This window comes from Oceanobacillus halophilus (assembly GCF_003628505.1).
Classification (GTDB): Bacteria; Bacillota; Bacilli; order Bacillales; family Amphibacillaceae; genus Oceanobacillus; species Oceanobacillus halophilus.
Genome location: NZ_RBZP01000006.1, coordinates 91,529 through 116,330 on the forward strand (window position 1 = coordinate 91,529; position 24,802 = coordinate 116,330).

Genomic DNA, 24,802 nt, shown 5'->3' on the forward strand with positions numbered 1-24,802 from the left:
ATCAATTATAGATAACACTTAAACAAGACGATAAATCTTCTCCATCTCAAACTTATTATTATGTGTCTCTTTTGATAAGTTGGAACTAAATTCACGACATTGTTTTGGATGGTTAATTAATTCCTTTACTGCCTGATAAATGTCAAACTCATCCACATTGACAATAATACCTGTTTCATTGTTTTTAATTTGCTCTATTGCCCCTATGAAATTAGTCGTTACAATCGGCTTTCTAAGAGCCCTAGCTTCGGCTAATGTAATACAATAACCTTCATGTTTAGAAGGCTGTACATATATGTCACAATCTTTTATATATTGGTATGGATTAGGATCCTCTCCTAATAAAATGAAGTGTTCATTTAAATGTAAGTTATCTATCATCTCCTCATACCTTATTCTGGAATCCCCCTCCCCAACGCAGTACCATCTAATATTAAATCCATTCTCAATTAATTTTGAACATGCCTTTATGGCTAGATCTTGGCCTTTTTCAACCGTTAGTCTACCAACCGTTACTATTCGAATACCATTAAAATCATCTTGAAATCCTTTTCCTTCTATTGCAGCTTCAGTAATCAAATTTGCTGATATTAAATTAAAAAAGACCTCGGTTTTATGCTTTAAAACAGGCAACTGATTTATTACCTTCTCTTTTCCTTCATTCGAAACGACAAAAATTTTATCGAACCTTTTATAAACTTTGGCAGCAAAATATTTATTAAAGCCTATTTTAGTAATATCGAAGTGAATCCATTGGACTTTCTTTTTAGCATTCACTTTTGTTGCAATAAAATAGCTTATGAGATCCATTGGACCAGCATAAGCAACTGCAATGTCAAATTTTGTTTTCATGACAGGTACATTCTTTAATAAATAAAAATAGAATATACTTCTTTCCTTCCTTAGCTTAGAAAGTAGATGGAGAATAATTATGCTACATGCACTTATTACCTTACCTTTCTCCATTGTCTTCCAAGCTACTTTTAACGGAGGGTTATTTACCATATCTCTTATATCGTCGTAGAGACTTACATATTCTATATGGACATGATTTGGAATCAAATCTAAGAACCCTCCATACTTTTCTAACATTAATATGGTTACTTCAAAGTTCTCTTTTGGGAGCTCAGCTATCATATTAAGTAGGGCCTTTTCCGTTCCACCAACATTCATATTTATGATCATAAATACAACTTTTTTCTTCATTTAGTTTATCTCGCTTTCATATAGATATTAACCGATTAACTGATAAAACTTTGATATTTCCTCGATATTTCCTTTCTTCTCGTTATGTAAGTAATCAATGATACTTTGTTTTAATTCATGATCATTTATCAGTTTCAAAATTCCATCACATATTGCCTCAGCATTCATATCAACAACAAGACCATTTTTCCCATGAATCATTTGATTATACACTGCATCAAATCTAGTTGTAACTACTGGGATATTTAGCATTCTTGCCTCAGCAATTGCTAGGCCAAAGCCCTCAAACTTGGATGTTTGTACGTATATATCAGTATTTTTGAAGAATGAATATGGATTTGCTTCTACTCCTAGCAAAATAAAATGACCTGCTAAATCAAATTTTTCAATTAATTCCTCAATCTCATTTTTCAATGGGCCTTTTCCTAATACATACCATCTAAAATTTATCCCTTTTTCTTTAAGCCTTAAACATGCCTTTAGTGCAAGATCATAACCCTTTTGGTTTGCTAATCTTCCAACAGTTAAAATTCTTAACCCATCAAAAGAATCCTTATAGCTATTCCCTATACTTGCCATACTGGAAATAAATTTGGGATTATTTACATCGTATATAATATTAATTTTATTTTCATAATTAGGGAAAGATTCTAGTAATGTTTCTTTCGTTGAATCAGATACAGCAACTATTTTTTCATATTGATCATAAAATCCTTTTTGAAACCCCTTTTCCATTTCATTTAGTCGATAACTAACATTCACCCATGCAAATTTTTTTCTTGCTTTAACTTTTTCCGCAACATAATATGTTGGAACGCCTTGCGCATAACTAATTGCAACATCATATACCTTTGGATTAGTTTCGATTACACTAGAAACACTTTGCCAATAAATTATGGCCTTTTGTGGATTGCTATATTTTTTTTTGCGAATTCGAGTTGAATATTTAAGTCTGGAAGCGAGCATTTTGAACTTACGCTTCGTTATAGCATATTTTAATGCTTCCTTTAAGGTCTTCTTCACAAAATTAGTATATTTTAAGGGTTTAAGAATTGTAACTTCCTCTGGGACTAATTCTTCTAATGGATACCCGTGCGCAAACAATTGCAGGTCAACAGAATATCTTGAGTAATCCAACATGGATAAAAGCGTAACTAAGCTTTTCTCCGCACCTGCAGTATCCAATGAATCAATCACGAATAAAAGTTTTTTCTTCATTTTAATCACCCCTTTTATATCCATTTGAACCCTTTTTCATGCTAAAAATACATCTAATTTTTCAAATTGTTTATCAGCATTTAGAAAAACTTTACTATTATTAAATGTATTATTTTTTATTGCCTCTACTACACTTTCTACACTTAGGTTTTCTATATCTTTTATATGGCAACAAACCTTATTCATTTTTAAATCCACTAATAAGTTATATGTTTTTTCATTATATATAATTGGAAAGAATGGCTGATTATTTAACATTGCTAAAATAACCGAGTGAAATCTTGTTCCTATTATTATTTGACACGATTTAAACTCTCTTAAAAAAGTTTCTATATTCCCATCATAATTAAATACCTGTAAATCAGAAGAAAAATTAGAATTAATATTTTCTTTTATGAAGTTAATTACTTTTAAATCACCCTCATTATCACAAAATGAGAATAATTTTATTTTGTAGCCTTGGTTAATATAGTCTTCTATTAAGCTGATTACCTTATCATTATATGGCTCATAGTATTCCTTTAATCCTTCCAGTTTTTCTAAATCAATAATAGAAAACCCAATTGACTTTTCATTAGTTCGCTTGACCTTTGACCCTAAAGAAAAAGCAATATCCGGAGCTAATCTTACATTGTCAAGGTCCTTAAAAATAGTATATGAATAAGTATCCCTAAAACAAATATCATCATATTCATAAAATAATTCCTTATATTCTTCAATAAATTGCTCATCCTTATATGGCCCAAAATTAGCACCTAATACAAATGCCTTTTTTCCTAGTTTTTTAAATTTCCTTAAAAGGTATTCCCTTTCACTTAACTTTAACTTCCATGCAGGACTTTGCATAAAGATTGATCCACCAATATTTATGAATGCATCATATTTTTTATAGCTAAGAAATAAATCATTTAACAAATAGAAGGGATTATAATTATGGTTTCTAAAATTGAGCCCCCTGTATAAATACGTAATTTTAACATTACGGTAATTTTCGAAAATACGTTTATAATTTCTGTTTGCAGTTAATAAATCCCATTCTACATTCGGATACCTGTCAAATAATATTTTCAAAAATAAATCGTCACCTAAATTTTTTGCAAAGTATGCACATACTAATATCTTCTTCACTATTCAATTCTCCTAACCACATTTTTCATCTAAAGTTAAACACTTCTCTAATCGGAATTATATTTTTGATTTGATGAGAAAGGAAAAATAAGCGTATGTTAAAATGAACGATTGTGATAAGTAATTTGCACTTAAGGGATAACTTGGAATTTTTAATAATTTCTTTATAGTATTTACGTATGTATTTCTTAATTACATACACGTATCCAAATTTTTCCCTTTTTCCTGAAACTTGATAAAGAATGGCATAAATATTGTCTATACACCCATAAGTAAAAGTAGCTATAAATTCATTTGCTAGTTGTGGATAATTTTTATTCATAAAAGTTAATATTTCATCCCATCCAATAAAAGCATCTAATCGTTCTTTATAATATTTAGATGTTAATATACTATTTTTCTGTTTCACGTAGATATATCCAATGTAATTAATATAACTAGCTTTACATGAATTAGAAAAAAGTTTATACGTAGTTGATAAATCTTCATGTATTCTCCCATCAGGAAAGCAAATATTTTTGAAACAGATTCTTTTAAATAGTTTGTTACATAAAGAAAACCTATATAAATTACCTTTAAAAAGTTCATACATTGCTTCTTGGTTATCCAATTCTTTTATATAAATTTTATCAATACTTTCGTTTATCAGTTCCCCATCAATTTCCCGACCTAATTTACAAATAGCAATGTCACTCTCTGTTTCTTGGCACAATTGATATAAAGTTTCATACATCTTTTCCTCAATGTAATCATCCCCATCAACAAAACCAATGTATTCACCTTTTGCTTCTTGAATACCAATATTCCTTGCCGAACTAACTCCTCCGTATAGCTTGTGTATTACTTTTACCCTACTATCCTTCTTAGCATACTTATCACAAATAACTCCACTGCTATCCTTTGAACCGTCATTCACAACAATCACTTCGAAACCAGTAAAGGTTTGTGCCAAAATGCTATCTAAACATTTTTCTAAGTATGGTTCTAAATTATAGACCGGAACAATAATACTTATTGCTGGATTCATCTATAATCCCCCACTTCTTATAACCTAATTTTCTCCTTCACAATAGTTGAAGAAACACCATCCGTATAAGGAAAGTAAACAATCTCCACTCCAACTTCCTTAAACTTCTCTTCCAATTCATTAAAAAGAGCACTTCCTTTCCAATCATCTCCTACAAATAAGACGTCAAAAGGTAAGTGCTCCCATGCTTTATATTTATTTCTATTTACTTGTGGTACTACTTTATCCACATACCTGATCCCTTCTACAATTTCCTTTCTCTCTTCAAACGGTATTACTGGTTGTTTATTTTTATAATTCCTTACAAGTTCATCCGTACTAACACCAACAATTAGATAGTTACAGTATTCCTTTGCTTTCTTTAAAATATTTAGATGGCCGACGTGAAATAAATCAAATACACCTGTGGTATACCCTATATTATACCGCCTCATCAAACTCACTCCTTTCATCTTCAAAACAAATTCTTTCAATACGTTTCAACAGTTTCTCAGAGGCATTTCCTCTCTCATAAGAAGATATCTGATTTAAAAATTGGGTTAATTTCACTTGATATTGATTTGGATCATACTCTGCTATTTCCTCTTGTAACTCTTTATCACTCATTACAGTTATAAACGGTAACTCATTTACATCAAAATACAACTGCCTCTCATTATTTATATAATCCTCCAAGTCTGGCACATAAAGAAAACAAGGCTGCTTAGTTAACGCATAATCAAACATTAGGGAAGAATAGTCGGTTATTAAGATATCAGCTATACTTAAAAGCTCCTGAACATCATCATAAGAAGTAACATCCAATACTTTTTCGCCTAATATTAATTGACTTGATTTAGAAAGGAGGTGCGGATGCATTTTCACTAATACACTCCATTTACCTCCAAACCTTTTCTCCAAAGACTTTATTAAATTATTATAATCCTTATAGTAGTTATTTAGTTGATTTCCTTTCCGGAACGTAGGTGCATATAATGCAACCTTCGTCCCAGAAGAAAGCTGTAATTTTTGGTAAATATTTTCTTTTCTTTGTTTGTCTGACTTAAAGAATATATCATTTCTGGGTGTTCCATATGGGAAAATCTCTCCACCAAACCAAAATGTTCTTTTGAATATCTGTGTACTATAATTACATCCTGATAATAATAGATTACATTTCGATGAATCCTTCTTTGCCATTTTTACATAATCAAGAGGCAGCGAAGCTTCTGCATCCTTTTCGATTTGTTTCAATCGCAAAGAGCTATGCCATGTCTGAATATAATATTGATTATTTCGTTTAACAAATAAATCTGTAGTTCGAAAATTTGTAATGATAATTTTAGAAGTACATAACTCATAGAAATAACGGATGGACATCGTTTTAACCTTTCTGAAACCTTTTATTTCTCCTTTAGATTGGACATCATTAAAAGCCCAAACTAAGTCGAATTTCTCATTAGAGTAATGGGATAAGATATATTCTGTAATATACTTAGGATTGCATCCATACTGAGCACCATAGTAACTAATGAAAAAGATCTTATTCCTCTTTATTGGCAAACAATTAAATATAAAAATGACCAATAAACAAACATAGTGCTTCATTATACTGAACAGTTTCATATGAGTATCCCCTTTTATCTTCAAACTTCCACTCGCTTCAAACCTTCATTTTTTTCAAGAAACTTTATTCTCCTAAGCCCTTTACGAACTGCGAGGAAGAGTAATAGTAAAAATGGATGTATAGAAAATAAAAATAATTGTCCCTTTAATTCTTTATCATTAGAAATTGCTTTCTTAAAGCTGGTATAGTTATCTCTTATGTATGATTGAACATTTCTACGATGGATTCCACTTTTATCTTTTTTTCTATTAAGTATGAGCAAGTTATAGTGTATAAGACACATCTTCAAGATATTTTTATGAGATAACTCAGCCAAATTTTGATAATACCTCTCAATAAATTTGTGTCTTTCTATCAATCCCTTAATAATATCCAGATTCTTCGGCGTATAATTAGCAACAATACTATCGTCCCGTTGATAATAGTAATACAGAGGCTGATTTACTAAAACGAACTTCTCTACTCGGTGCATTACTTGGTGTGCCCAAAATACATCTTCAAACAGAACACCTTTCTTAAAGGATATACCAGAAATAATCTCTGACCGATACAGCTTTCCCCAAGCAAAATTCTTCACTTTCTCATTTATGACTAATTCCTTCATTAATAACTGATTATTAATAATGTCTGGCGGATTATCTTGCTTATAATATCTTTGGTCAAAGAGTAGTTGCTCTTCATAAGCATAATAAAAAGCTGATTGAACAACATCAGCTTTGTACTTTACTATCTTATTTATCATTACTTTAATAGCATCCTTCTCAAGCCAATCATCACTATCGACAAACATCGTAAACTCTCCAGTGACCTCTTTCATTCCGAAGTTTCTAGCATCAGATAATCCGCCATTTTCTTTATGGATTACTTTGATACGTTGGTCTATTTCCTGATAGTGATCAGCTATTTTACCACAATTATCAGGAGACCCATCATCCACTAGAATAATCTCTATATCTTTATAACTTTGGCTAATAATACTTTCTAAACATCGGTAAATATATTTCTCCACCTTATAGATAGGAACAATCACACTTACTTTCCCCTTTTTAAACATGAATTGCCCCTCCTAAACTATTTCATAAAGCTTTTGTAATTCACTTGTGTTTTCATAGTTAGATATTTTACAGTTATTGGATAAATTTCTTCTATACTTCTGATCGTTATATAACTTTTCAACACCATCTGCAATTCCTTCAACTGACAAATCACAAATTACTCCATTATATCCATCTTGAACTTGGCCTCTTGCTGTAGGGTAGTTGGTAATAAGAACAGGCTTTGCAAGAATCTGCGCTTCCCCAACAGTCACAGCCTTCCCCTCATATCGAGATGGCTGAACATAAAGATCTGCTTCCTTCATAAATGGATACGGGTTTATTTTCTTCCCTAATAAATGAAAATTATCTTGGAGATTATATTCAGATATAAGTTGCTTAATCATCGATTCATCTCCTCCATATCCTACTACATACCAGGAAATATCATCATAACCCCTTTCTTTTAGTAACTTAAATACTCGAACGGCATTATCAATTCCTTTTGCATGAGATAATCGCGCTACTGTAATCAGTTTAAAACGAGAATCAACTATCATAGGGTTGTCAACTGGTTCCTTCGCCAGTCTTCGGATCAATTCAGGTGATGTAATATTCTCTATAACAATCACTTTCTTCTTCAAGATAGGATATTTGCGAATAAATGCTACTTTACATTCATCAGATACCGCTACAATATAGTCAAACTTCATCCATATTTTTATGTCCATTGACTCATCGGTGTCTACAGTAGAGAAATCTGTATGTATCCATGCAATTTTCACATTGGCATCTACCTTTTCTGCAACGAAGTAGTGCGGCCATAAATAACTAATCGCAACGTCGTATTTCTTATTGTGTCTTGGCAAAAAAGGTAAGGCATATTTCCACATGTATTGCATTTGTTTATATCCATTTTCCAAAGTTGGATTTTGGTTTGCTCTATACTTTGCTAATAAGCGTGCCATTCCAATTGGGATATGACCACTTTTTAGAATATCTTTGATGGACATACGAAATGTTTTATATCTTAACGATTCTTTTAAAAGTTGAGGTTGCGTAGGTAATTGATCCATAAAATCACCAGTATGACTATACAACATTAAATCAACGTTATATTTCGTATAATCGAAGTTATTTAACATACTTATTAAACTTCGCTCGACTCCCCCTACTTCCATATCAAACGAAGCGATCAACATATTTTCCATTTGTATCAGCCTCATCATCTTTATACATTTTCATTAGTTTCCTAACAGCTTGGTTTAAAGAATAACCATTCCTCTCAAATCCACTAGCAATTTTTTTTGTATCCGATTCCTTATAGGTAGCTTTCTCTAATATTTTATTAGCCCAAATATTAGGATTATCAGCTAATGAAAGCTTTGAAATTAATCCTATATTTAAATCTGCTTCTGGCTGAATGGCTTCCGAAACAATACAAGGAATACCACAAGCCTGAGCTTCTAATAATACTAATCCTAAGCCTTCATAAATGGACGGGAAAACAAAGACATCCATACTATGCAGCATCGTAGGTATATCCTCTCTTAACCCAGCAAAATGCACAACGTCTTTTAACCCTTCTGTTTCTACCATTGTCTCAATATCCTCTCTTAAATCCCCATCACCTACTAATAATAGTCTTATATTCACTTTTTCTTGAACAATATTTTTTAAAATTTGCAATAAAAATTTATGATTCTTTGCTTCAATAAATCTACCAATATGCCCAATTACAACATCATTCTTCCCTATACCTTGTTCTAATGAAAATTCATTTACATTTCTTGTTGGTCTATGAATGAATCGCTGATAGTCAACCACATTAGGAAAAAAGGAATACTTAGATTTGTTTAGAGTTCCTATACCAAATAAATACCTGCCCGCTTCTTTGCTACATGCTAAATAATTGGTAGATAACCGGTTTATGAAATACCTCATAACATTTAGATATAATCTCCTTACTACTCCCTCACTATTATCTAAAGTGGTATGTGCGTGTGAAATTCTAACTTTTACACCTGCTAAGTAAGCCGCTACCATGGATATCCCGCAATGAAATAATGTATGTGCATGTATCGCATCATAAGGTCCATGTTTTTTTATGACCTGATAAAGTTCTAGAACGGAGTTAGACCTTTGCAGCCTTATAATATCGCCGCCTAACTTTTCTATTTCTTTATCATAATCGGCTTCCTCGTTACTATAAGAAACAAAATCAAAATGAACTTTTTCATGATCAATCTTCCGGTAAATATTCATAAGCATCGTTTCTGTACCCGCTCTGTTCATCGCACCGACAACTTGTAGTACCTTTAGTTTCTTAGCACTTTCCATTTTTCTTTTTCACTTCTTGTTTCGTAGTAGATTTCTCCTTTTGCCACTTCGCAAATTCAATTACTGTCTTATACTCCTGAAGTTCGTGCGTCTTTATCCCTGATTTCTTAAGATCCTTTACAAATTCTAACCACTCTGTCTCTGGAGTTTGCTCTAATAATGATTCTCTTTTTATTAAAGTATTTACTTCCACACCTAATACCGCTGCTATTTTTTCGATAATCTGTATCGAAGGATTTTGATTTAAGTTACGTTCAATATTGCTTAAATATGACTTGGAAATATTGGCTCTCTCTGCACACTCTGATAGTGTTAACCCTTTACTCTTACGTATTTTCTGTATCTTCTCTCCTATCATTTTCTATACCTCATATTCTTGTAATTTCAAATCAACCCCATTACTATATGCGTCTCTTATACACTGAATAATCCGCTGCTGTTCGGTTCCTGATAGACTTGATCCAGATGGAAGACAAATGCCAGTTTTAAATAACCTTTCTGAAACGGAATTTCCATTTTCGTGTGGATAATACGTAGCCCCTTTGAAAAGCGGCTGTAAGTGTAGAGGCTTCCACACAGGCCTGGCTTCTATATTCTCTTTATATAAAGCATCTAATAATTGATTAACGTTCATTCCTGCCTGTTCTTCATTTACAGTTAAAGTGGTTAACCAGCGATTTGATTGAGATTCACTTAACTCCTTCATAAATTCGATACCTGATAAATCATTTAATGACTTAAAATACTTATCAAATATATTTCTTCTTAACTGCACTCTTTCATCTAAAACTTGTAATTGCGCTCTCCCAATTCCAGCTAGAATGTTGCTCATCCGATAATTAAATCCCGTTACACTATGCCGATAATAAGGTGCCGGATCTCTAGCTTGTGTAGCCAAATATCTGGATTTTTCTATTGCATCAGCATCATCGGAAACTAGCATCCCCCCTCCTGAAGTCGTAATTATTTTATTTCCATTAAAGGAATACACGCCAAAATCTCCAAATGTTCCACTTGCCTTTCCTTTATATTTGGAACCTAATGATTCTGCAGCATCCTCTATAATGGGTACTTCATATTCCTTACAAATGGTTAGAATTTCATCCATCTTTGCACTTTGCCCATATAAATTAACTACAATTACTGCCTTTGGAAGTTTTCCATTTAAAGCAGCTTCGTGCAAAGCTTTCTTTAATGCTCGTGGTGACATATTCCAAGACTCCAAATCTGAATCTATAAAAACTGGCTCTGCACCTTGATAAAGGATTGGATTGGCACTTGCAACAAACGTAAGTGTTGAACAAAATACTTTATCTCCTCTATTAACTCCTAATAAAGAAAGAGCCAAATGTATTGCAGCGGTTCCTGAACTTACCGCAGCAGCAGCTCCCGCTCCTACTTTCTCTGCTATTTCCTTTTCAAAACCATCTACGTTAGGACCTAATGGCGCAATCCAATTTGATCTAAATGCATTTTCTACAAATGAAAGCTCATTTCCACTCATATGAGGTGGAGAAAGGTAAATTCGAGATTGGGACAATTTCATCACCACTTTTCCAATAGATTAAAGCTTTATTTTGTCTATAATTCTACTTGGAGATCCAACTGCTTTGCTGTATGCAGGAACATTATTTATAACCGTAGATCCAGCACCAATAACAGACCAGTTTCCAACGGTTATTCCAGGAATTATCACTGAAGATGCGCCTAAATGACCTCCTTCTCCAATAGTTACATTTCCGGTTGATGTAGCATTCGGAGATATATGAACATAGTCTGCTATTTTGTTTTCATGTTCTACAATAGATGACGTATTGACAATACAGTGACTACCAATCGATGTTTCTGCATTAATGACAGCTTTTGGCATAACAACCGTTCCATAACCTATAGTTGCTGTTGGGCTTATTACGGCTGTTGGATGTATAATAATCGCATATTGTTTCATTTGTAAATTGAGGCTTTTAATTACTTTTTTGCGGATTGCATTATCTCCAATTGCAACCATTACTCTAAAATCCTTCTCCACTAAAATACTATTAATCAAGGAAAGTGGACCATATAAGATTCCACCTTCTTCAAATTGCATTTCATACTTATCATCCAAGATGGCAACGACTTTAGAGTTTCTAATGGAAGCAATAATATCCTGAATTACTTTGCTATGACCACCATTACCTACTAAAATAATCTTCAAGCTACAACACTTCTTTCGATCCTTGGAATTTTTCCATTGTAATCGACTCACGAGAAGATATCCCTTCCCTTTTTATAACTTTTATAATGGTTATTAGGAAAATTTTACAATCAATAAGAAAACTATGATTTCTTACGTACCACGTATCCAACTCAAACTTCTTCTCCCAAGTTAATGCATTTCTTCCATTAATTTGAGCCCATCCCGTAATTCCTGGTTTCACTCGATGTCGTAATGATTGTTCTTTCGTGTACAAATCTAAATACTCCATTAATAATGGACGTGGACCAATTAAACTCATATCTCCTTTTAACACATTAAAAAACTGAGGTATTTCATCCAAACTATATTTACGAAGAAACAGGCCAAAGTCATTTAATCTTTCTTGATCAGGGAGTAAATTACCATTAATATCTCTTTCATTGGTCATTGTCCGAAATTTATATAGGCAAAAAGGGGTACCATGTAAACCAGAACGCCTTTGTTTAAAAAAGATTGGTTTACCCAATTTCAACTTGATTGCTAAACTAGTAAAGATAAACACAGGGGACAACAAAATAATTAAAGCTAAAGAAACGAACACATCCATCCATCTTTTCACCTGATCACTCCCTAATGCTTTGATTCTGATTATCGATTGTTTTGCCAAATAGTAAGTTCCTTTTTATTTCTTCAATCAGTTTTAAAGCACTCATGTCTCTTGATTGATAACCTTTTGTACATATCTTATTTAAAATCTCCTGCAGCTCTTGTTGTGTTAGTTTTCTCATATCCCCCATACACCGAGCCCTCTTTCTATACATAAAAAAACCGCTACTTACTGTACCGGAGTATGTTCATCAGTTATTATGTTGTATCCATTTGGATTATTTCTTTGCCAACTCCATGTATCACGACACATTGTTTCTAGATCTCTAACCGCTTTCCAATTTAACTTATTTCTTGCTTTCATTGGATCCGCATAACAGATACTAATGTCACCTGGTCTACGGTCTACAATTCGAAAAGGAATTTTAATCCCAGAGACTTTTTCAAATGTTTCAATTACCTCCAGTACACTATAACCTTTTCCTGCACCTAAATTATAAGCATCTATTCCTTTTCCTGATTGAACTTTTTCTAAAGCTCTAAGGTGACCCATCGCTAAGTCTACAACATGGATAAAGTCCCTTACGCCTGTTCCATCTATGGTAGGATAATCATTTCCAAACACTTGCAGATATGGTCTTTTTCCAACTGCAACTTGGGAAACATATGGCATTAAGTTATTCGGTATTCCATTTGGATTTTCTCCAATTAGTCCACTAACATGGGCCCCAATCGGGTTGAAATACCTCAGCAAAACGATACTCCATGATGGATCAGAAAAGGCAACATCTCGAAGAATTTCTTCTATCATCTGCTTCGTCCGTCCATATGGATTGGTTGCTCCTAGTTTCATTTCTTCCGTTATCGGTACTTGTTTCGGGTCTCCATAAACAGTAGCAGAAGAACTAAATACAAGATTCTTTATTCCAAAATGCTGCATGACTTCACATAAAATAACTGTCCCCGTTATGTTATTTTGATAATAATGAAGTGGTACTGTAACCGATTCGCCAACTGCCTTTAAACCCGCAAAATGAATGACAGCCTCTATTTTATTTTCTGCAAACACCCTTTCAACGCTCTTTTTATCCAATAAATCCACTTGGTAAGTTTTAATTGATTGACCTGTTAATCTTTCTACTCTTTGTAACGATTCAGGGTGACTATTTGAAAAATTATCTAAAACTATGATGTCATACCCATGATTTAAAAGCTCCACACAGGTATGACTCCCTATGTACCCCGCTCCGCCTGTAACAAGAATAGCCAAAAAGTCTCCCCCCCCTTTCTCATCAAAAAATTGAAAGAACACTATTGTAATTAATATTCAAACTTATGACCGTTTCATAATAATAGTAGGCCAAATAACACACGATTATTCCGATGTATACGAGCTTTTGATCCTTATACCTAAATAATTTTGGCAACCACGAAATAAGGATCAATTGATATAGCTGAAAGTAAATAGACATTCTTGCAAAAATCCATTGTTCTGTGGAAATCACCATAAATACCAACCCTATTAGAGCCATATTTACGATATAATCACTTTCAGGAAATATACTTCTTAACTTCTTTCTTCCTAGAAAGGCCACAAAAAGAGGGCTTGCTTCCACTGCAACCCTTAAAATATTCGCACCCCCTTCTGAAAAATTATCGTAATTACTGTATTGTGTATCCTCTAAAGCTGTAAACAAAATCGTAGAAAAGTATTCATATCCAATAACAGCAATCACTGCTAGTAATACCAACGCAATCGTTACCTTTGACCAAGCTTTAAAGCGAACCAAGAAAAACATCGGAAGTAGTATTAATGCACTTTGGTGAAAGAGCGATGCAAATCCAATAATGAAAGCATACCTTATAAACTTTCCTTCAATTAAGAACTTTATTGCTGTAAAGGCAATTGCTGCAGCTAACAACTGTCTAATTCCATTCATCGATACTAAAAAAAGACCACCTGTTATATATACATACAGACTTAATTCAACCAGTCTGGAGTATTTGTAAAAAACAAAAATAATGAGAAGGTTTGTTATAAACGCAGTTATAAAAATCAAAGCTTGAGAGTTATCTGATATATAATTTTTGATTAACATTTGAAGGAAGCCAAATCCAATATCCTTTTCTGAAGTAACGTACTCCCAAGTAAAATCATTATCCTCAAAGATATTGCGGTAATTAAACGTATCTCCTATTCCGCTTCGAAAGCCCGATATGAGAACCAACGAAGTTAATCCCCCAAATACTAGTAGTTTATTTGGTTTAACAGGTACTGGAAGATTCGTTGCTAATACAGGTTTTGCAAAATATCTGGCAAATAAAGCGAACAGAAGAACAAAAGTCAGGTTCATCCAAAGTAAAGTCATTTTGCTATATCCTTTCGACTAATACATCACGCATTGATTTCTCTAGTTTTCGATGAAACATATAAATATAATAGGAAGCCTAAAGGGAAAGCTAATACTGTTATTAATTTGCTAGGTGTTTCTATTAAAAATGTTCGATTTTTGCTTAATAAACTTGTAGAAACGTAGTGTATTGCCTGTCTATACCTAAATGAAACACTAGTAAATGGGAGTTTCATTAACTCCTTGCGATAAAAGGAAAAACCCAATGGATTTCTTCGATACTGCTTTAACATATTCCTAGAAGATCCATCTGGCAAATACTCTACTTTACATATGATTTCATTCATCAATAACATCTCGTACTCTTTATCGATCATATAGTATTTGTAATCTAACCCCACGTATTTCTCCCCATCAAAAAGCGGATAAGGATACTTTCTCGTTAATTCTGTTCGATAGACTAGCTTTTTATCTCCTGTCACACCATGAGTATTATATAAATCAAATAAAGTAGAACTCCTTAATTCATTTGGAAGTGGGGTCCCGATAATCGTATTATGTTTATCTGCATCAAGGCCAATAACTCCACTCACCTTACTGTTCCCATGCTTATTCCAAAAGTTTAATATTTTCTCTACCGCATCATCTGGCATATAGTCATCCGAATCTATACACGTATTCAGTTCTGTTTCTATCATTCCATAAGCTGCATTATGCGCCCCGTGCATCCCTTGATTTTCTTGCCAGTGATAGATTATTTCAATTTCATTTTCTCTTTTCCATCCTTCCACAAGTTCTTTCGTATTATCTGTGGATCCATCATCTATTACTAGCCAAACAAAATCTTTACATGTTTGCCGTTTTAAACTTTCATAGCAAATTTGGAGGCAATAGGCACGATTATAGGTAGGAGTGAAAATTGTTAGTTGCTTCATCCCTTCACACCCCCTAAAGATAGATACCTTTTCTCTGTTAATTCGGCAGTCTTTCGTATATCATACCCTTTTTCTATGAGTGTACTTTTTGATACTTCACGCTTATGATTCTTCTGAGATAGACGAATAATTTCCTCAGCCCATTTTTCTTTATCCTGTAATGGAAGCCGAATGATAAGACCCAAATCCATATCGACTTCTTCTGTTATGGCATCTGAGATAAGACAAGGTAGGCCAGCAGATTGAGCCTCTACTAATGTTACTGGCAACCCTTCATGGATGGAAGGAAACACAAAAGTATCAAAGGCTTGAAGTAAGTCAGGAATATCTTCACGAACGCCAAGGAATAACACATTATTCTCCAGTTGACGTCTTTTCACCTGACTCATCCTTATAGCTTTCAGAGGACCATCTCCAACTAACACTAATTGACTATTAGGTACTCGTTGATTGACCTTTTCAAAAACGTCTATCAAAAATCCGTGATTCTTTTGTTCTGCAAATCTTCCAACATGTCCTAGTACCAATGAGTCTTCGCTAATCTGTAATTCTTTTCTTACTCTAGTTCGTATCGATAGATTATAATAGAATTTATCTAATTCAATTCCATTTTTTAAAATGTACGTATTATTCTGTTTGAACAACCAGTTAGCTGCAGCTTGTGAACAGGCATATCGGTGTGTAGCATTGTTATGGACAAGAAGCCCTGCATATTGTTTATATATTTTTGTTAGTAAACTACCTTCACTTTTCGTGTTATGGCTATGGGAGATTCGGATGGGAACATGGGCCTTTTTTGCTGTTTTAAGGACTATACCACTCACTTTATCCAGATGGGAATGGATAATTTTATATTCCGAATGATTCCTAAAGAATTGTTCTAACTGCCGAATAAACCCATGATGACCAACATCTGAAACATAAGGGATACGATGTACTCTTCCTCCAAAATTTCTAATTTCCTGGTCAAACATCCCTTCTTTACAAGTTAGAAAATCAAATTGTACCTTTGACCGATCTATGTTTCGGTAAAGATTCATTAAGAGAGTTTCTGCACCACCACGGTTCATATTAACCACTACATGTAGCACTCTCAGTGGATTGCCCATTCTATTCCCTCCTCTCTATCCATCAATGATTGATATATAGTCTTTTTCTCTTTTAATACCTTTTCTAAACTATAGGTCGATAAGATGGAATCTCGAGCGTTTTTTCCAAACTGTTTTCTAATGTCACTGAACTTTGCTAGGTTAATCACTTTCTCTGCAAAATCAATAGGATCCAATCTAGAAATCAACCAACCATTCTTGTTATTTGTTATTAGCTCTCGATGTCCCCGATTATCAACTGCCACAATTGGCAAACCAGAAGCCATCATCTCCATAACATTCACTGGGAGACCCTCTCTTAAGCTAGAAGCAACCCCAACGTCACACATAGGCACCAGTTGATGAATGTCATGCCTTAATCCTAGTAAATCTACCCTATCGTCAATCCCTAGATGATTTGCAAGAGTCATACAATTTTGCAAAGATGGACCTTCTCCAGCTAGTAACAATTTTACATTTGGAACTTTATTCTTTATCAAAGCTAATACCTGTAAAAGGAATTGCTGATTTTTGTTCTTGTTAAATTCTGCTGCATAAAATAACAAAAAGTCATCGGATTGATATCCAAATGACTTTCTTAATTCTCTCTTATTCTCTTCGTCTATAGGCTTAAATTTATTTGTATTTACTCCTACTCCATGAACATGTTCAATCGAATCAGATTGAAATTGGTGTCTTCTAGCAAGATTATAATCTTCGCTATTAATCGTAATTAGTGTATCTGTATGCTTGGATAAATACCGCTCCATTGGATAATACATTAGCCAATTCTTAAGTGGTGCTCCTTTGCAGAAATGAAAGCCATGTGCCGTATAAATGACCGATGTCCCCATTTTCCTTGTTTGTCGTGCCGCTAATCTAGCAAGAACACCCCCAAGTGGTGTGTGGCAATGAATGATCGAATAGTTATTGTCATCGATTATCTCTTTTAACTGTTCAAACGCTTTTATATTAGATGGATGGAAAGGAGATCGCTGAATGGCTATATTATATTTTTTATTTGTGCATGGTAACTCCATATCACCCGCTGCAGCAACATGAACTTCCCATCCCTGTTTTTGAAACCAATCCATATATGGTAAGTGGAACGCTTTAAAGTGATAATCCACTGTTGCACAAAAAAGGATCTTCTTAACCAATTCATCTCCCCCCATTTGTGTTTGACTTCTATAAATTCATAACAGTTGGTTCTTCTACAACGACATTATTAGCAAGGTTTAATAATTGTTCTCTTAACGTATTAGTGTCCACTTTATTAAAAGTAGCAATGATTTCTTGAATTTCTTCTATATAAAGATTCGTAGTTTTTCCTACGTAAATTTTGGGATACACTTGTTCATCATGCACTTCATTTTTTTGAAGTAACTCCTCATAAAGCTTTTCTCCTGGACGTATACCCGTAAATTCTATTCCAATGTCATCAACGGAATTTCCCGATAATTTTATTAGGTTTCTAGCTAAATCTACTATTTTTACAGGGTCTCCCATATCTAAAACAAATATTTCTCCACCACTTGCAAGTGTTCCAGCTTGAATAACTAGCCGTGATGCTTCTGGTATCGTCATGAAATAACGAACCATTTCTGGATGTGTGACAGTAACCGGTCCACCTTTTTCTATTTGTTTCTTAAATAATGGGATAACACTTCCTCTACTGCCTAATACATTACCAAACCGAACAGCTACAAACTTCGTATCACTATGTGTATCCATATCCTGTACTATCATTTCTGCTAACCTTTTAGAAGCCCCCATTACACTAGTTGGGTTTACTGCTTTGTCTGTTGATACCATCACAAATGTGTCGACTTTACTTCGGCTGGCCGCTCTAGCAACATTCATTGTTCCTATGATATTATTTTTCACCGCTTCTTCTGGGTTTCTTTCCATTAGTGGAACATGTTTATGTGCTGCAGCATGGTATACGACGTCTGGTTTATACTTACGCATAACCTCTTTCATTTTTTGGGCATCCTGCACATCGGCTATTTCTGTAATAAATGACACTTTACAGTCTGCGAAACTTTCCTGCAACTCCATTTCGATGGTATAAATACTATTTTCACCATGACCTAGTAGTATTAATTGACTTGGTTTAAATTCTGTTATTTGTCTGGAAATCTCAGATCCTATTGATCCACCAGCACCTGTTACCAGCACTACCTTATCCGTAATATATTCAGAGATACTTTGAGTTTCCATTTCTACTGGATCTCTACCTAACAAATCCTCCACTTGTACATCACGAAATTGATTTACAGAAACTTTCCCAGTAATTAAGTCTTCTAGAAGGGGTAATATTTGTGTTTTAGCCTCTGTTTTCGCACATTCTTGAAATATCGTATTCAACTCTCTCCTACTTAAAGAAGGAATAGATATAATAATGTGATTAATATGTAGGTCTGTTACTGTACTGGATATTTTATCAATACCACCGACTACCGGAAGACCTAAAATATCAAAGTGCTGTTTTCTAGGATTGTCATCAATAAATGCTACAGGTAGTAAATTGCTTTCATTCGTCTTTAATAATTGTCTAGCTACCATTGTTCCGGCTGACCCTGCTCCAATAATCAATGTTCGAATTTTGTTTTCAGACCGATTCATGATAGAATCACGATAAATTCTCCACGCTAAACGAGATCCCCCAATGGAAAACATATGAAGAAGCCATGTGATGGCAAATAGTTTCAAATAAACAGCTTGTATGAATAAAAAATGAATAATCATAGCCGAAATAATTGTATAGGAGACAACCTTTAAAATAATTAATAATTCCTGAATACTAGCGTACTCCCAAAGTTTTTTGTATAGCTTAAATTTAATCGAAAATAAATAATGAGAAAATAATATTGCAAGACTGCTTATCATCAAAGAGGTATTTAATCGAGGAATTGTAGAGCTTACTAAAAACACACTCAAATATATGGCCGTTAATACAATACATGAATCTACAAAAATAAAAAGTGAGATACGTTGACGATATGTCACTTGCTTGCCTCCTTTCTCCAGAGATTATTATGTATTTAAGGGCATCCAACCCACCCTCACACCACACTACTGACAACGAACGCGTCTAAGGTTGATTACAACCCACAGCATAGCCGAGTGCCTACATTGATAACGGTAAGTATGACATCACCACAACTTTATAACAAAGTATATATTCTCAATAAAGAACATTTTGCGTAAAAAAATATTTACTTTTCGTTCATAATCACTCCGATTAAATTTGCGTGCGCTAAATGAAGAACTCTTTTGGATTTAATCGCCTTTTCCACTTCTGTTTTCCCGCGATTAATGACCAAGACAACTCCCTGACATTGGTTTGCTAAAACTCTTGTCTCTGTTGTTTTCAATACTGATGGAGAATCAATAAGTACAATATCATACCTAGACCCTAATTCATTAAGTAATTCAGACATTGACTGACTGCCGAGTATTTCAGTTGGGTTAAATACTTCGGGACCACTTGTTAACAGGTCAAGATTGTTAATATCGGTCGGAGTGATGGTTTGATTTATTGTTGAAATGCCTTTAAGTAAATTGGATAATCCAACTTTATTGGCTACTTTAAAAATTGTATGCATTATCGGTGCCCTTAAATTTGCATCAATAAGGAGTACTCTTTCCTTTTGTTGAGCCATTGAGACAGCCAAATTTGCTGAAATAGTTGACTTACCTTCACCATCCCCAGGAGAAGTCACTAAAAAAATAGCGTCTTTCTTTTCATCTCTCAAAAAACGAATATTCGCTCGTATCGCCCTGAATTGATCTGCTATGATAGATTCTGAGTTTGCATAAGTAACAAGTTGAATTTTACTAGGGGCAGTATTACGCATTCTGTTTAACACCAACTTTTTCTTCCCCTTTCCTTACTTTGAGCTGACTGCTTTTGTTTGTACTTAATTTCTTCTTTTTCATATTAGATATAGTACCTAGTATTGGTACATCTAATAATGATTCTACTTCACTTTCCTTCCTAATTTTCACATCCAACGAATCTAAAAGAAAGATAAATCCTATACCTACAACCAGCCCAAATAGTAAAGCAATTACTGTTGTGCTATTTGAGGGTGCATTAATTGGATTTAAATTAACTTTGGCCTCCGAAAGTAATTGGACATCTGTAACTCCTAATATATTTTCAATTTCAGATTTGAATGAATCAGCAGTTGCATTCGCTATATTGGCAGCCATTTCAGGATCTAAATCCATGACAGAGATTTCTACTACTTGTGATTCATCTATTCTTGCAACATCTATCTGGTTTGCGATTGTTTCAGGTGATTTTGTAGTTTTTACTTCATCTCCTACCCTTTGCATGATAATAGGATCCTTTATCATGACCATTAATGTACTCATATCCTCTGTTTCAGATCCTATAATCAGTCTCCTCGATGATTCGTATTCTGGTACATAATCATCACTGCTATAAAAATAGCCAGCAAGTGTTGTAATAATAGTAATAAGAATAACAATCCAGAAGCGCCTTCTTAAAAGGTCGAAATATTGTTTTAAATCTATTTCCTTTATATTTGTTCGATGGTATTCTTCATTCATTGAAATCACCTTTTACCTTTACTCATATATTGTTTAACAATATGCAAATTGAAAAAGTTTTATTCTTTATAAAGAACATCAAGATTAAAAACTTTCTTACAGATTTTTTTACTCATCCTCATAATAGTTCATTATAGAGAACGTGTCAATAGTAAATTTCTGATGAATCAGAATTATCGGTAATACTTTCGGTAGACCTATTAAACACATTATCTCCCTAGGATGGTACTATCATCATTCTTAATCAAGAACAAAGTTGAATAGTACTATACGGTTCATTATATTTCAGGTACTATTTAATATTCCGAATTTTTATCTCAAAACCAAAAACTGGACTCTATCCCCCAAAATCTATATCATAGCTTATTAAGAATACCGTTAAAGGAGTGAATAACTTGTACAAACACACCCATGATAAAGCAAGAAAATTTAACCATATACCACTATCTATACTAGATCTAGCACCAATTGTAGAGGGAAGCACTGCTAGTGACTCTTTTAAAGAAAGTGTCGAGTTAGCACAGCATGCGGAGAAATGGGGATATAACCGTTACTGGCTGGCTGAGCATCATAACATGCCAGGTATCGCAAGTTCAGCTACATCTGTTCTAATAGGTCATATTGCTGGGAATACGAATTATATGCGTGTAGGTTCTGGCGGGGTCATGCTTCCGAATCATGCAACTATCGTTATTGCCGAGCAATTTGGTACACTCGAATCTCTCTATCCAGGCCGCATAGACCTTGGATTGGGTCGTGCTCCAGGTACGGACCAAGCAACTGCCTATGCCTTGCGCCGGACATTACATATGGGACCAGAGGACTTCCCAATGCAAGTCAACGAATTACAGGATTATTTTTCAGATGATCCCGTGTCACGAGTAAGGGCTATTCCTGGTCAGGGATTAGATATCCCAATTTGGTTACTTGGCTCCAGTGATTTCAGTGCAAGACTTGCAGCTGAAAAAGGGACTTATTTCTCCTTTGCCAGTCATTTTGCACCAGCTTATTTGCTTCAAGCATTAAAATTATATCGTGATAACTTTAAGCCTTCAGATAAACTAGATAAGCCATACGCCATGATTGGTGTGAACGTGATTGCAGCTGATACAGATGAACAAGCTAATTACCTTGCTTCTTCCCATCAAATGCAATTCTTGAATATCCGAAAAGGAATTCAGTCCAAACTTCAAGCGCCCGTGAAGAATATGGATGAGATTTGGACACCTATGGAAAAAGCCGCAGTGGAGGAATCCCTGGATCCGAATACAACGATTGTTGGAGGACCAGATACGGTTAAACAGAAGCTGGAAAAAATCCAAGAAGCAACAGAAGCCGATGAAATCATCATCAGCTCACAGATTTATCATTTAGAAGACCGCTTACGTTCTTATGAGATCGTTTCAGAATTAATGAAATAAGTAAATGAAGCTGGGACAAAAGTATTTTCTCAAAGGAAAACCCGAACATGATTGGTGCATAATTACCGCTCCGGAAATATACTTCGCACACCTTAGGGGAGCTGGTGAGCCTACTTCGTGCTGAAAAGCGTGTGCGCCTGCGTCTTCCAGTGATGCTTTGAAGCGGGCTTCCTCGGTGCAAGGGAGCAGGGAAGAGTATTCAAGTAGTTCCCTCACTACGCAGACTCACCGATGCTCTTCTTCCCGCAGGACAAGGAACGCTTCGGCAGCGAAACATCGCACGCAGAAAAAAGTGGTCTTCTTTTTTCAAGGAGTCTACGTATATTTCCTCCGCTAATTAGCACTTTGTTCGTTTTTGAGTTAAACACTTTAGTTATGTCCCAGCCTCTTTCTTCTATTATCCAGATTTATTATTCTTCAATAGCTGCTTTATTTCCCTTAACTCCTCTTGTACTTCCGCTAATTTTATATCCGTTGGTGTTGGCTGTTCTTCTCTTGCTGCTTCTTCCACATTACCTACAATAACACCGACAAAGAGGTTAATAATGACAAAAGCTCCGATAACAATAAAGGTAACAAAATACCACCAGGAAGTGGGATCTTCTGCAAGGATTGGCCTCATCACTCCACTTGCCCACGATTCCAATGTAATGACTTGGAATAACGATAATAAGGAATCATGCAGTGTACCGAAATACTCCGGAGCAATAGAGCTATATAGCATGGTACCTATTACAGCATAAATGTAGAAAAATATACCTAATAAAAGCATAATCGTTCCCATTGATGGAATGGACTTGAGCAGTGCATTTACTATTTTGCGAAGCGATGGAATGATGGAGATAGCTCTTAGCACCCGCAAAACCCGTAAAATACGTAAAACCGTCACATAATGGGTTCCAACGAAGACATGTCCACTTGAAACAATTAAAAAATCAAAAATATTCCATGGATCTTTGAAAAATGATTTAATCGATTTACTCCCAACAAAGCGGATGATAATCTCTATGGTAAAGATCCACAGTAATATAGTATCACCTATGTATATCCAGTCGGAATAATTATTTATAAAATATGGGTACGTCTCTAAACCTACTAAAATTGCGTTAATAATAATTAGACCTATTATAATTCTTGTAAATAGCACATGATTAGCTATGTATGCACATCTTTTTTTTATGAAATTCAACTATTTATCCCTCCCCAAAATATAGTTTACTTTACGTAAAAGGTTCTGTCACTTTTCATAAATCTTTCATTTAAAAAACTGATTAGGAATAACCCAATCAGTTTTTGGATAAAAATATTAACCGCCAATAACCTTCGTTGCTACTTCAACTGTCCGCTTCGCTTGATGTTTAACAGCAGCTTCGACATCTTCTACCATGGACCCATCTTCTTGTGATTGTGTAACACTTGTACCATATGGATTTCCTCCTGCTCCAAATAATGCTTGATCTGTATAGCCTGGTGGGACGATGATTGCACCCCAATGCATCATGGATGTGTAAAGAGAAAGAATGGTTGCTTCTTGGCCTCCGTGTGGATTGGATGCAGAAGACATAGCACTAACTACTTTATTGACCGTTTTACCTGAACCCCACAGTCCACCTTGTAAATCTAAAAACTGTTTCATTTGTGACGCCACATTACCAAAGCGTGTTGGTGTACTGAAAATAATCGCATCTGCCCATTCAATATCATCAGAAGAGGCTTCTTGAATATCTTTTGCTTCGTTATAATGCGCTTGCCATGCTGGGTTGGAAGCAATAGCAGATTCCGGTGCTAATTCTGGCACCTTTCTTACACGAACTTCTGCACCAGCTTGGGAAGCCCCTTCTTCCGCCCATTTTGCCATTTGAAAGTTAGTACCGGTAGAACTGTAATAAATTATCACTAACTTCACTGTCATAATTTCTTTATCCTCCTTAATCAAATAACCAAAATTTGTTAACATGATTAATATCTGTAGAATTTTTATTTTTATTTATGAAAAAGGACTTTTGGTATGTTTTTAGTTACAGTTAATGGCAACCACGGGATTAGATCGTAACCTAAAAAGCAAGTGAGCAGTCTATT

The 24,802-nt window shown here is 34.4% G+C and carries 25 protein-coding genes; 1 reads left to right on the forward strand and 24 read right to left on the reverse strand.

What is annotated here, in order from left to right:
* Nucleotides 1–18: 18 nt before the first annotated feature.
* The 22 genes from D8M06_RS09765 to D8M06_RS09865 all read right to left on the reverse strand — a co-directional run bounded on the left by D8M06_RS09765 (nucleotide 19) and on the right by D8M06_RS09865 (nucleotide 21,302).
* Complete coding sequence (locus tag D8M06_RS09765; RefSeq protein WP_121204218.1) at nucleotides 19–1,206, reverse strand: glycosyltransferase; 1,188 nt, start codon at nucleotides 1,204–1,206, stop codon at nucleotides 19–21.
* Nucleotides 1,207–1,233: 27 nt separating this feature from the next.
* Nucleotides 1,234–2,424 carry a glycosyltransferase gene (locus D8M06_RS09770; protein WP_121204219.1) on the reverse strand — a complete coding sequence of 397 codons (1,191 nt, stop codon included), beginning with the start codon at nucleotides 2,422–2,424 and terminating at the stop codon, nucleotides 1,234–1,236.
* A 36-nt stretch (nucleotides 2,425–2,460) separates the two neighbouring features.
* The gene (locus tag D8M06_RS09775) at nucleotides 2,461–3,552 is read right to left on the reverse strand and encodes a polysaccharide pyruvyl transferase family protein (RefSeq protein ID WP_158591776.1); all 1,092 of its coding nucleotides are present in this window, start codon (nucleotides 3,550–3,552) and stop codon (nucleotides 2,461–2,463) included.
* Between the two features lie 25 nt (nucleotides 3,553–3,577).
* Nucleotides 3,578–4,579, reverse strand: coding sequence for a glycosyltransferase family 2 protein (locus D8M06_RS09780; RefSeq protein ID WP_121204221.1), 1,002 nt, complete (start codon nucleotides 4,577–4,579; stop codon nucleotides 3,578–3,580).
* A 17-nt stretch (nucleotides 4,580–4,596) separates the two neighbouring features.
* Nucleotides 4,597–5,013, reverse strand: a complete 417-nt coding sequence (locus D8M06_RS09785) for an FAD synthase family protein (RefSeq protein ID WP_121204222.1) — start codon at nucleotides 5,011–5,013, stop codon at nucleotides 4,597–4,599.
* Nucleotides 5,000–6,184, reverse strand: a complete 1,185-nt coding sequence (locus D8M06_RS09790) for a CDP-glycerol glycerophosphotransferase family protein (RefSeq protein WP_121204223.1) — start codon at nucleotides 6,182–6,184, stop codon at nucleotides 5,000–5,002. The genes D8M06_RS09785 and D8M06_RS09790 overlap by 14 nt, the downstream gene beginning before the upstream one ends.
* Nucleotides 6,185–6,204: 20 nt before the next feature.
* On the reverse strand, nucleotides 6,205–7,239 hold the full coding sequence (locus D8M06_RS09795) for a glycosyltransferase family 2 protein (protein WP_121204224.1): 1,035 nt from the start codon (nucleotides 7,237–7,239) through the stop codon (nucleotides 6,205–6,207).
* Between the two features lie 12 nt (nucleotides 7,240–7,251).
* The gene (locus D8M06_RS09800; protein ID WP_121204225.1) at nucleotides 7,252–8,430 is read right to left on the reverse strand and encodes a glycosyltransferase; all 1,179 of its coding nucleotides are present in this window, start codon (nucleotides 8,428–8,430) and stop codon (nucleotides 7,252–7,254) included.
* On the reverse strand, nucleotides 8,402–9,559 hold the full coding sequence (locus tag D8M06_RS09805; protein ID WP_121204226.1) for a glycosyltransferase family 1 protein: 1,158 nt from the start codon (nucleotides 9,557–9,559) through the stop codon (nucleotides 8,402–8,404). The genes D8M06_RS09800 and D8M06_RS09805 overlap by 29 nt, the downstream gene beginning before the upstream one ends.
* Nucleotides 9,546–9,917 carry a helix-turn-helix domain-containing protein gene (locus D8M06_RS09810; RefSeq protein ID WP_121204227.1) on the reverse strand — a complete coding sequence of 124 codons (372 nt, stop codon included), beginning with the start codon at nucleotides 9,915–9,917 and terminating at the stop codon, nucleotides 9,546–9,548. Before D8M06_RS09810 ends, D8M06_RS09805 begins: the two co-directional genes overlap by 14 nt.
* A 3-nt stretch (nucleotides 9,918–9,920) precedes the next feature.
* Nucleotides 9,921–11,111: an aminotransferase class I/II-fold pyridoxal phosphate-dependent enzyme gene (locus D8M06_RS09815; protein ID WP_421904257.1), complete on the reverse strand. Its 1,191-nt coding sequence runs from the start codon at nucleotides 11,109–11,111 to the stop codon at nucleotides 9,921–9,923.
* Between the two features lie 12 nt (nucleotides 11,112–11,123).
* On the reverse strand, nucleotides 11,124–11,756 hold the full coding sequence (locus D8M06_RS09820) for an acetyltransferase (protein ID WP_121204229.1): 633 nt from the start codon (nucleotides 11,754–11,756) through the stop codon (nucleotides 11,124–11,126).
* A 1-nt stretch (nucleotide 11,757) separates the two neighbouring features.
* The gene (locus D8M06_RS09825) at nucleotides 11,758–12,357 is read right to left on the reverse strand and encodes a sugar transferase (RefSeq protein WP_277749475.1); all 600 of its coding nucleotides are present in this window, start codon (nucleotides 12,355–12,357) and stop codon (nucleotides 11,758–11,760) included.
* 4 nt (nucleotides 12,358–12,361) lie between these two features.
* A complete protein-coding gene (locus D8M06_RS19835; protein ID WP_158591777.1) occupies nucleotides 12,362–12,535 on the reverse strand; it encodes a YwzD family small protein in 174 nt (57 codons plus the stop codon).
* Between the two features lie 38 nt (nucleotides 12,536–12,573).
* The gene (gene galE, locus D8M06_RS09830) at nucleotides 12,574–13,614 is read right to left on the reverse strand and encodes a UDP-glucose 4-epimerase GalE (RefSeq protein WP_121204231.1); all 1,041 of its coding nucleotides are present in this window, start codon (nucleotides 13,612–13,614) and stop codon (nucleotides 12,574–12,576) included.
* 22 nt (nucleotides 13,615–13,636) lie between these two features.
* Entirely contained in the window at nucleotides 13,637–14,713 is a 1,077-nt protein-coding gene (locus D8M06_RS09835; RefSeq protein WP_121204232.1) for an EpsG family protein, read from the reverse strand.
* A gap of 26 nt (nucleotides 14,714–14,739) precedes the next feature.
* Complete coding sequence (locus D8M06_RS09840; RefSeq protein ID WP_121204233.1) at nucleotides 14,740–15,630, reverse strand: glycosyltransferase family 2 protein; 891 nt, start codon at nucleotides 15,628–15,630, stop codon at nucleotides 14,740–14,742.
* Nucleotides 15,627–16,739 (reverse strand): glycosyltransferase family 1 protein, encoded by a 1,113-nt coding sequence (locus tag D8M06_RS09845; RefSeq protein ID WP_121204234.1) that lies wholly within the window; start codon nucleotides 16,737–16,739, stop codon nucleotides 15,627–15,629. Before D8M06_RS09845 ends, D8M06_RS09840 begins: the two co-directional genes overlap by 4 nt.
* On the reverse strand, nucleotides 16,724–17,878 hold the full coding sequence (locus D8M06_RS09850; RefSeq protein ID WP_241558922.1) for a glycosyltransferase family 4 protein: 1,155 nt from the start codon (nucleotides 17,876–17,878) through the stop codon (nucleotides 16,724–16,726). The genes D8M06_RS09845 and D8M06_RS09850 overlap by 16 nt, the downstream gene beginning before the upstream one ends.
* Before the next feature lie 28 nt (nucleotides 17,879–17,906).
* Nucleotides 17,907–19,730 (reverse strand): polysaccharide biosynthesis protein, encoded by a 1,824-nt coding sequence (locus D8M06_RS09855; RefSeq protein ID WP_121204236.1) that lies wholly within the window; start codon nucleotides 19,728–19,730, stop codon nucleotides 17,907–17,909.
* Nucleotides 19,731–19,939: 209 nt separating this feature from the next.
* Nucleotides 19,940–20,593, reverse strand: a complete 654-nt coding sequence (locus D8M06_RS09860; protein WP_241558927.1) for a CpsD/CapB family tyrosine-protein kinase — start codon at nucleotides 20,591–20,593, stop codon at nucleotides 19,940–19,942.
* Complete coding sequence (locus D8M06_RS09865; RefSeq protein WP_121204238.1) at nucleotides 20,574–21,302, reverse strand: YveK family protein; 729 nt, start codon at nucleotides 21,300–21,302, stop codon at nucleotides 20,574–20,576. The genes D8M06_RS09860 and D8M06_RS09865 overlap by 20 nt, the downstream gene beginning before the upstream one ends.
* Before the next feature lie 395 nt (nucleotides 21,303–21,697).
* On the opposite strand from D8M06_RS09865, the gene D8M06_RS09870 reads away from it, so the two are divergent.
* On the forward strand, nucleotides 21,698–22,723 hold the full coding sequence (locus D8M06_RS09870) for an LLM class flavin-dependent oxidoreductase (protein ID WP_121204239.1): 1,026 nt from the start codon (nucleotides 21,698–21,700) through the stop codon (nucleotides 22,721–22,723).
* Between the two features lie 397 nt (nucleotides 22,724–23,120).
* On the opposite strand, the gene D8M06_RS09875 is transcribed toward D8M06_RS09870, so the two are convergent.
* Nucleotides 23,121–23,912 carry an ion transporter gene (locus D8M06_RS09875; RefSeq protein ID WP_121204240.1) on the reverse strand — a complete coding sequence of 264 codons (792 nt, stop codon included), beginning with the start codon at nucleotides 23,910–23,912 and terminating at the stop codon, nucleotides 23,121–23,123.
* Between the two features lie 117 nt (nucleotides 23,913–24,029).
* The gene (gene wrbA / locus D8M06_RS09880) at nucleotides 24,030–24,638 is read right to left on the reverse strand and encodes an NAD(P)H:quinone oxidoreductase (protein ID WP_121204310.1); all 609 of its coding nucleotides are present in this window, start codon (nucleotides 24,636–24,638) and stop codon (nucleotides 24,030–24,032) included.
* Between the last annotated feature and the right edge of the window lie 164 nt (nucleotides 24,639–24,802).

Excerpts from the sequence above, each read along its gene's own strand:
- D8M06_RS19835 (WP_158591777.1), bottom strand. The coding sequence starts at position 12,535 with ATGGGGGATATGAGAAAACTAACACAACAAGAGCTGCAGGAGATTTTA.
- D8M06_RS09840 (WP_121204233.1), bottom strand. The coding sequence starts at position 15,630 with ATGAAGCAACTAACAATTTTCACTCCTACCTATAATCGTGCCTATTGC.
- D8M06_RS09765 (WP_121204218.1), bottom strand. The coding sequence starts at position 1,206 with ATGAAGAAAAAAGTTGTATTTATGATCATAAATATGAATGTTGGTGGA.
- D8M06_RS09795 (WP_121204224.1), bottom strand. The coding sequence starts at position 7,239 with ATGTTTAAAAAGGGGAAAGTAAGTGTGATTGTTCCTATCTATAAGGTG.
- D8M06_RS09805 (WP_121204226.1), bottom strand. The coding sequence starts at position 9,559 with ATGGAAAGTGCTAAGAAACTAAAGGTACTACAAGTTGTCGGTGCGATG.
- D8M06_RS09835 (WP_121204232.1), bottom strand. The coding sequence starts at position 14,713 with ATGACTTTACTTTGGATGAACCTGACTTTTGTTCTTCTGTTCGCTTTA.
- D8M06_RS09845 (WP_121204234.1), bottom strand. The coding sequence starts at position 16,739 with ATGGGCAATCCACTGAGAGTGCTACATGTAGTGGTTAATATGAACCGT.
- D8M06_RS09770 (WP_121204219.1), bottom strand. The coding sequence starts at position 2,424 with ATGAAGAAAAAACTTTTATTCGTGATTGATTCATTGGATACTGCAGGT.
- D8M06_RS09800 (WP_121204225.1), bottom strand. The coding sequence starts at position 8,430 with ATGGAAAATATGTTGATCGCTTCGTTTGATATGGAAGTAGGGGGAGTC.
- D8M06_RS09780 (WP_121204221.1), bottom strand. The coding sequence starts at position 4,579 with ATGAATCCAGCAATAAGTATTATTGTTCCGGTCTATAATTTAGAACCA.
- D8M06_RS09790 (WP_121204223.1), bottom strand. The coding sequence starts at position 6,184 with ATGAAACTGTTCAGTATAATGAAGCACTATGTTTGTTTATTGGTCATT.
- D8M06_RS09785 (WP_121204222.1), bottom strand. The coding sequence starts at position 5,013 with ATGAGGCGGTATAATATAGGGTATACCACAGGTGTATTTGATTTATTT.
- D8M06_RS09810 (WP_121204227.1), bottom strand. The coding sequence starts at position 9,917 with ATGATAGGAGAGAAGATACAGAAAATACGTAAGAGTAAAGGGTTAACA.
- D8M06_RS09865 (WP_121204238.1), bottom strand. The coding sequence starts at position 21,302 with ATGAATGAAGAATACCATCGAACAAATATAAAGGAAATAGATTTAAAA.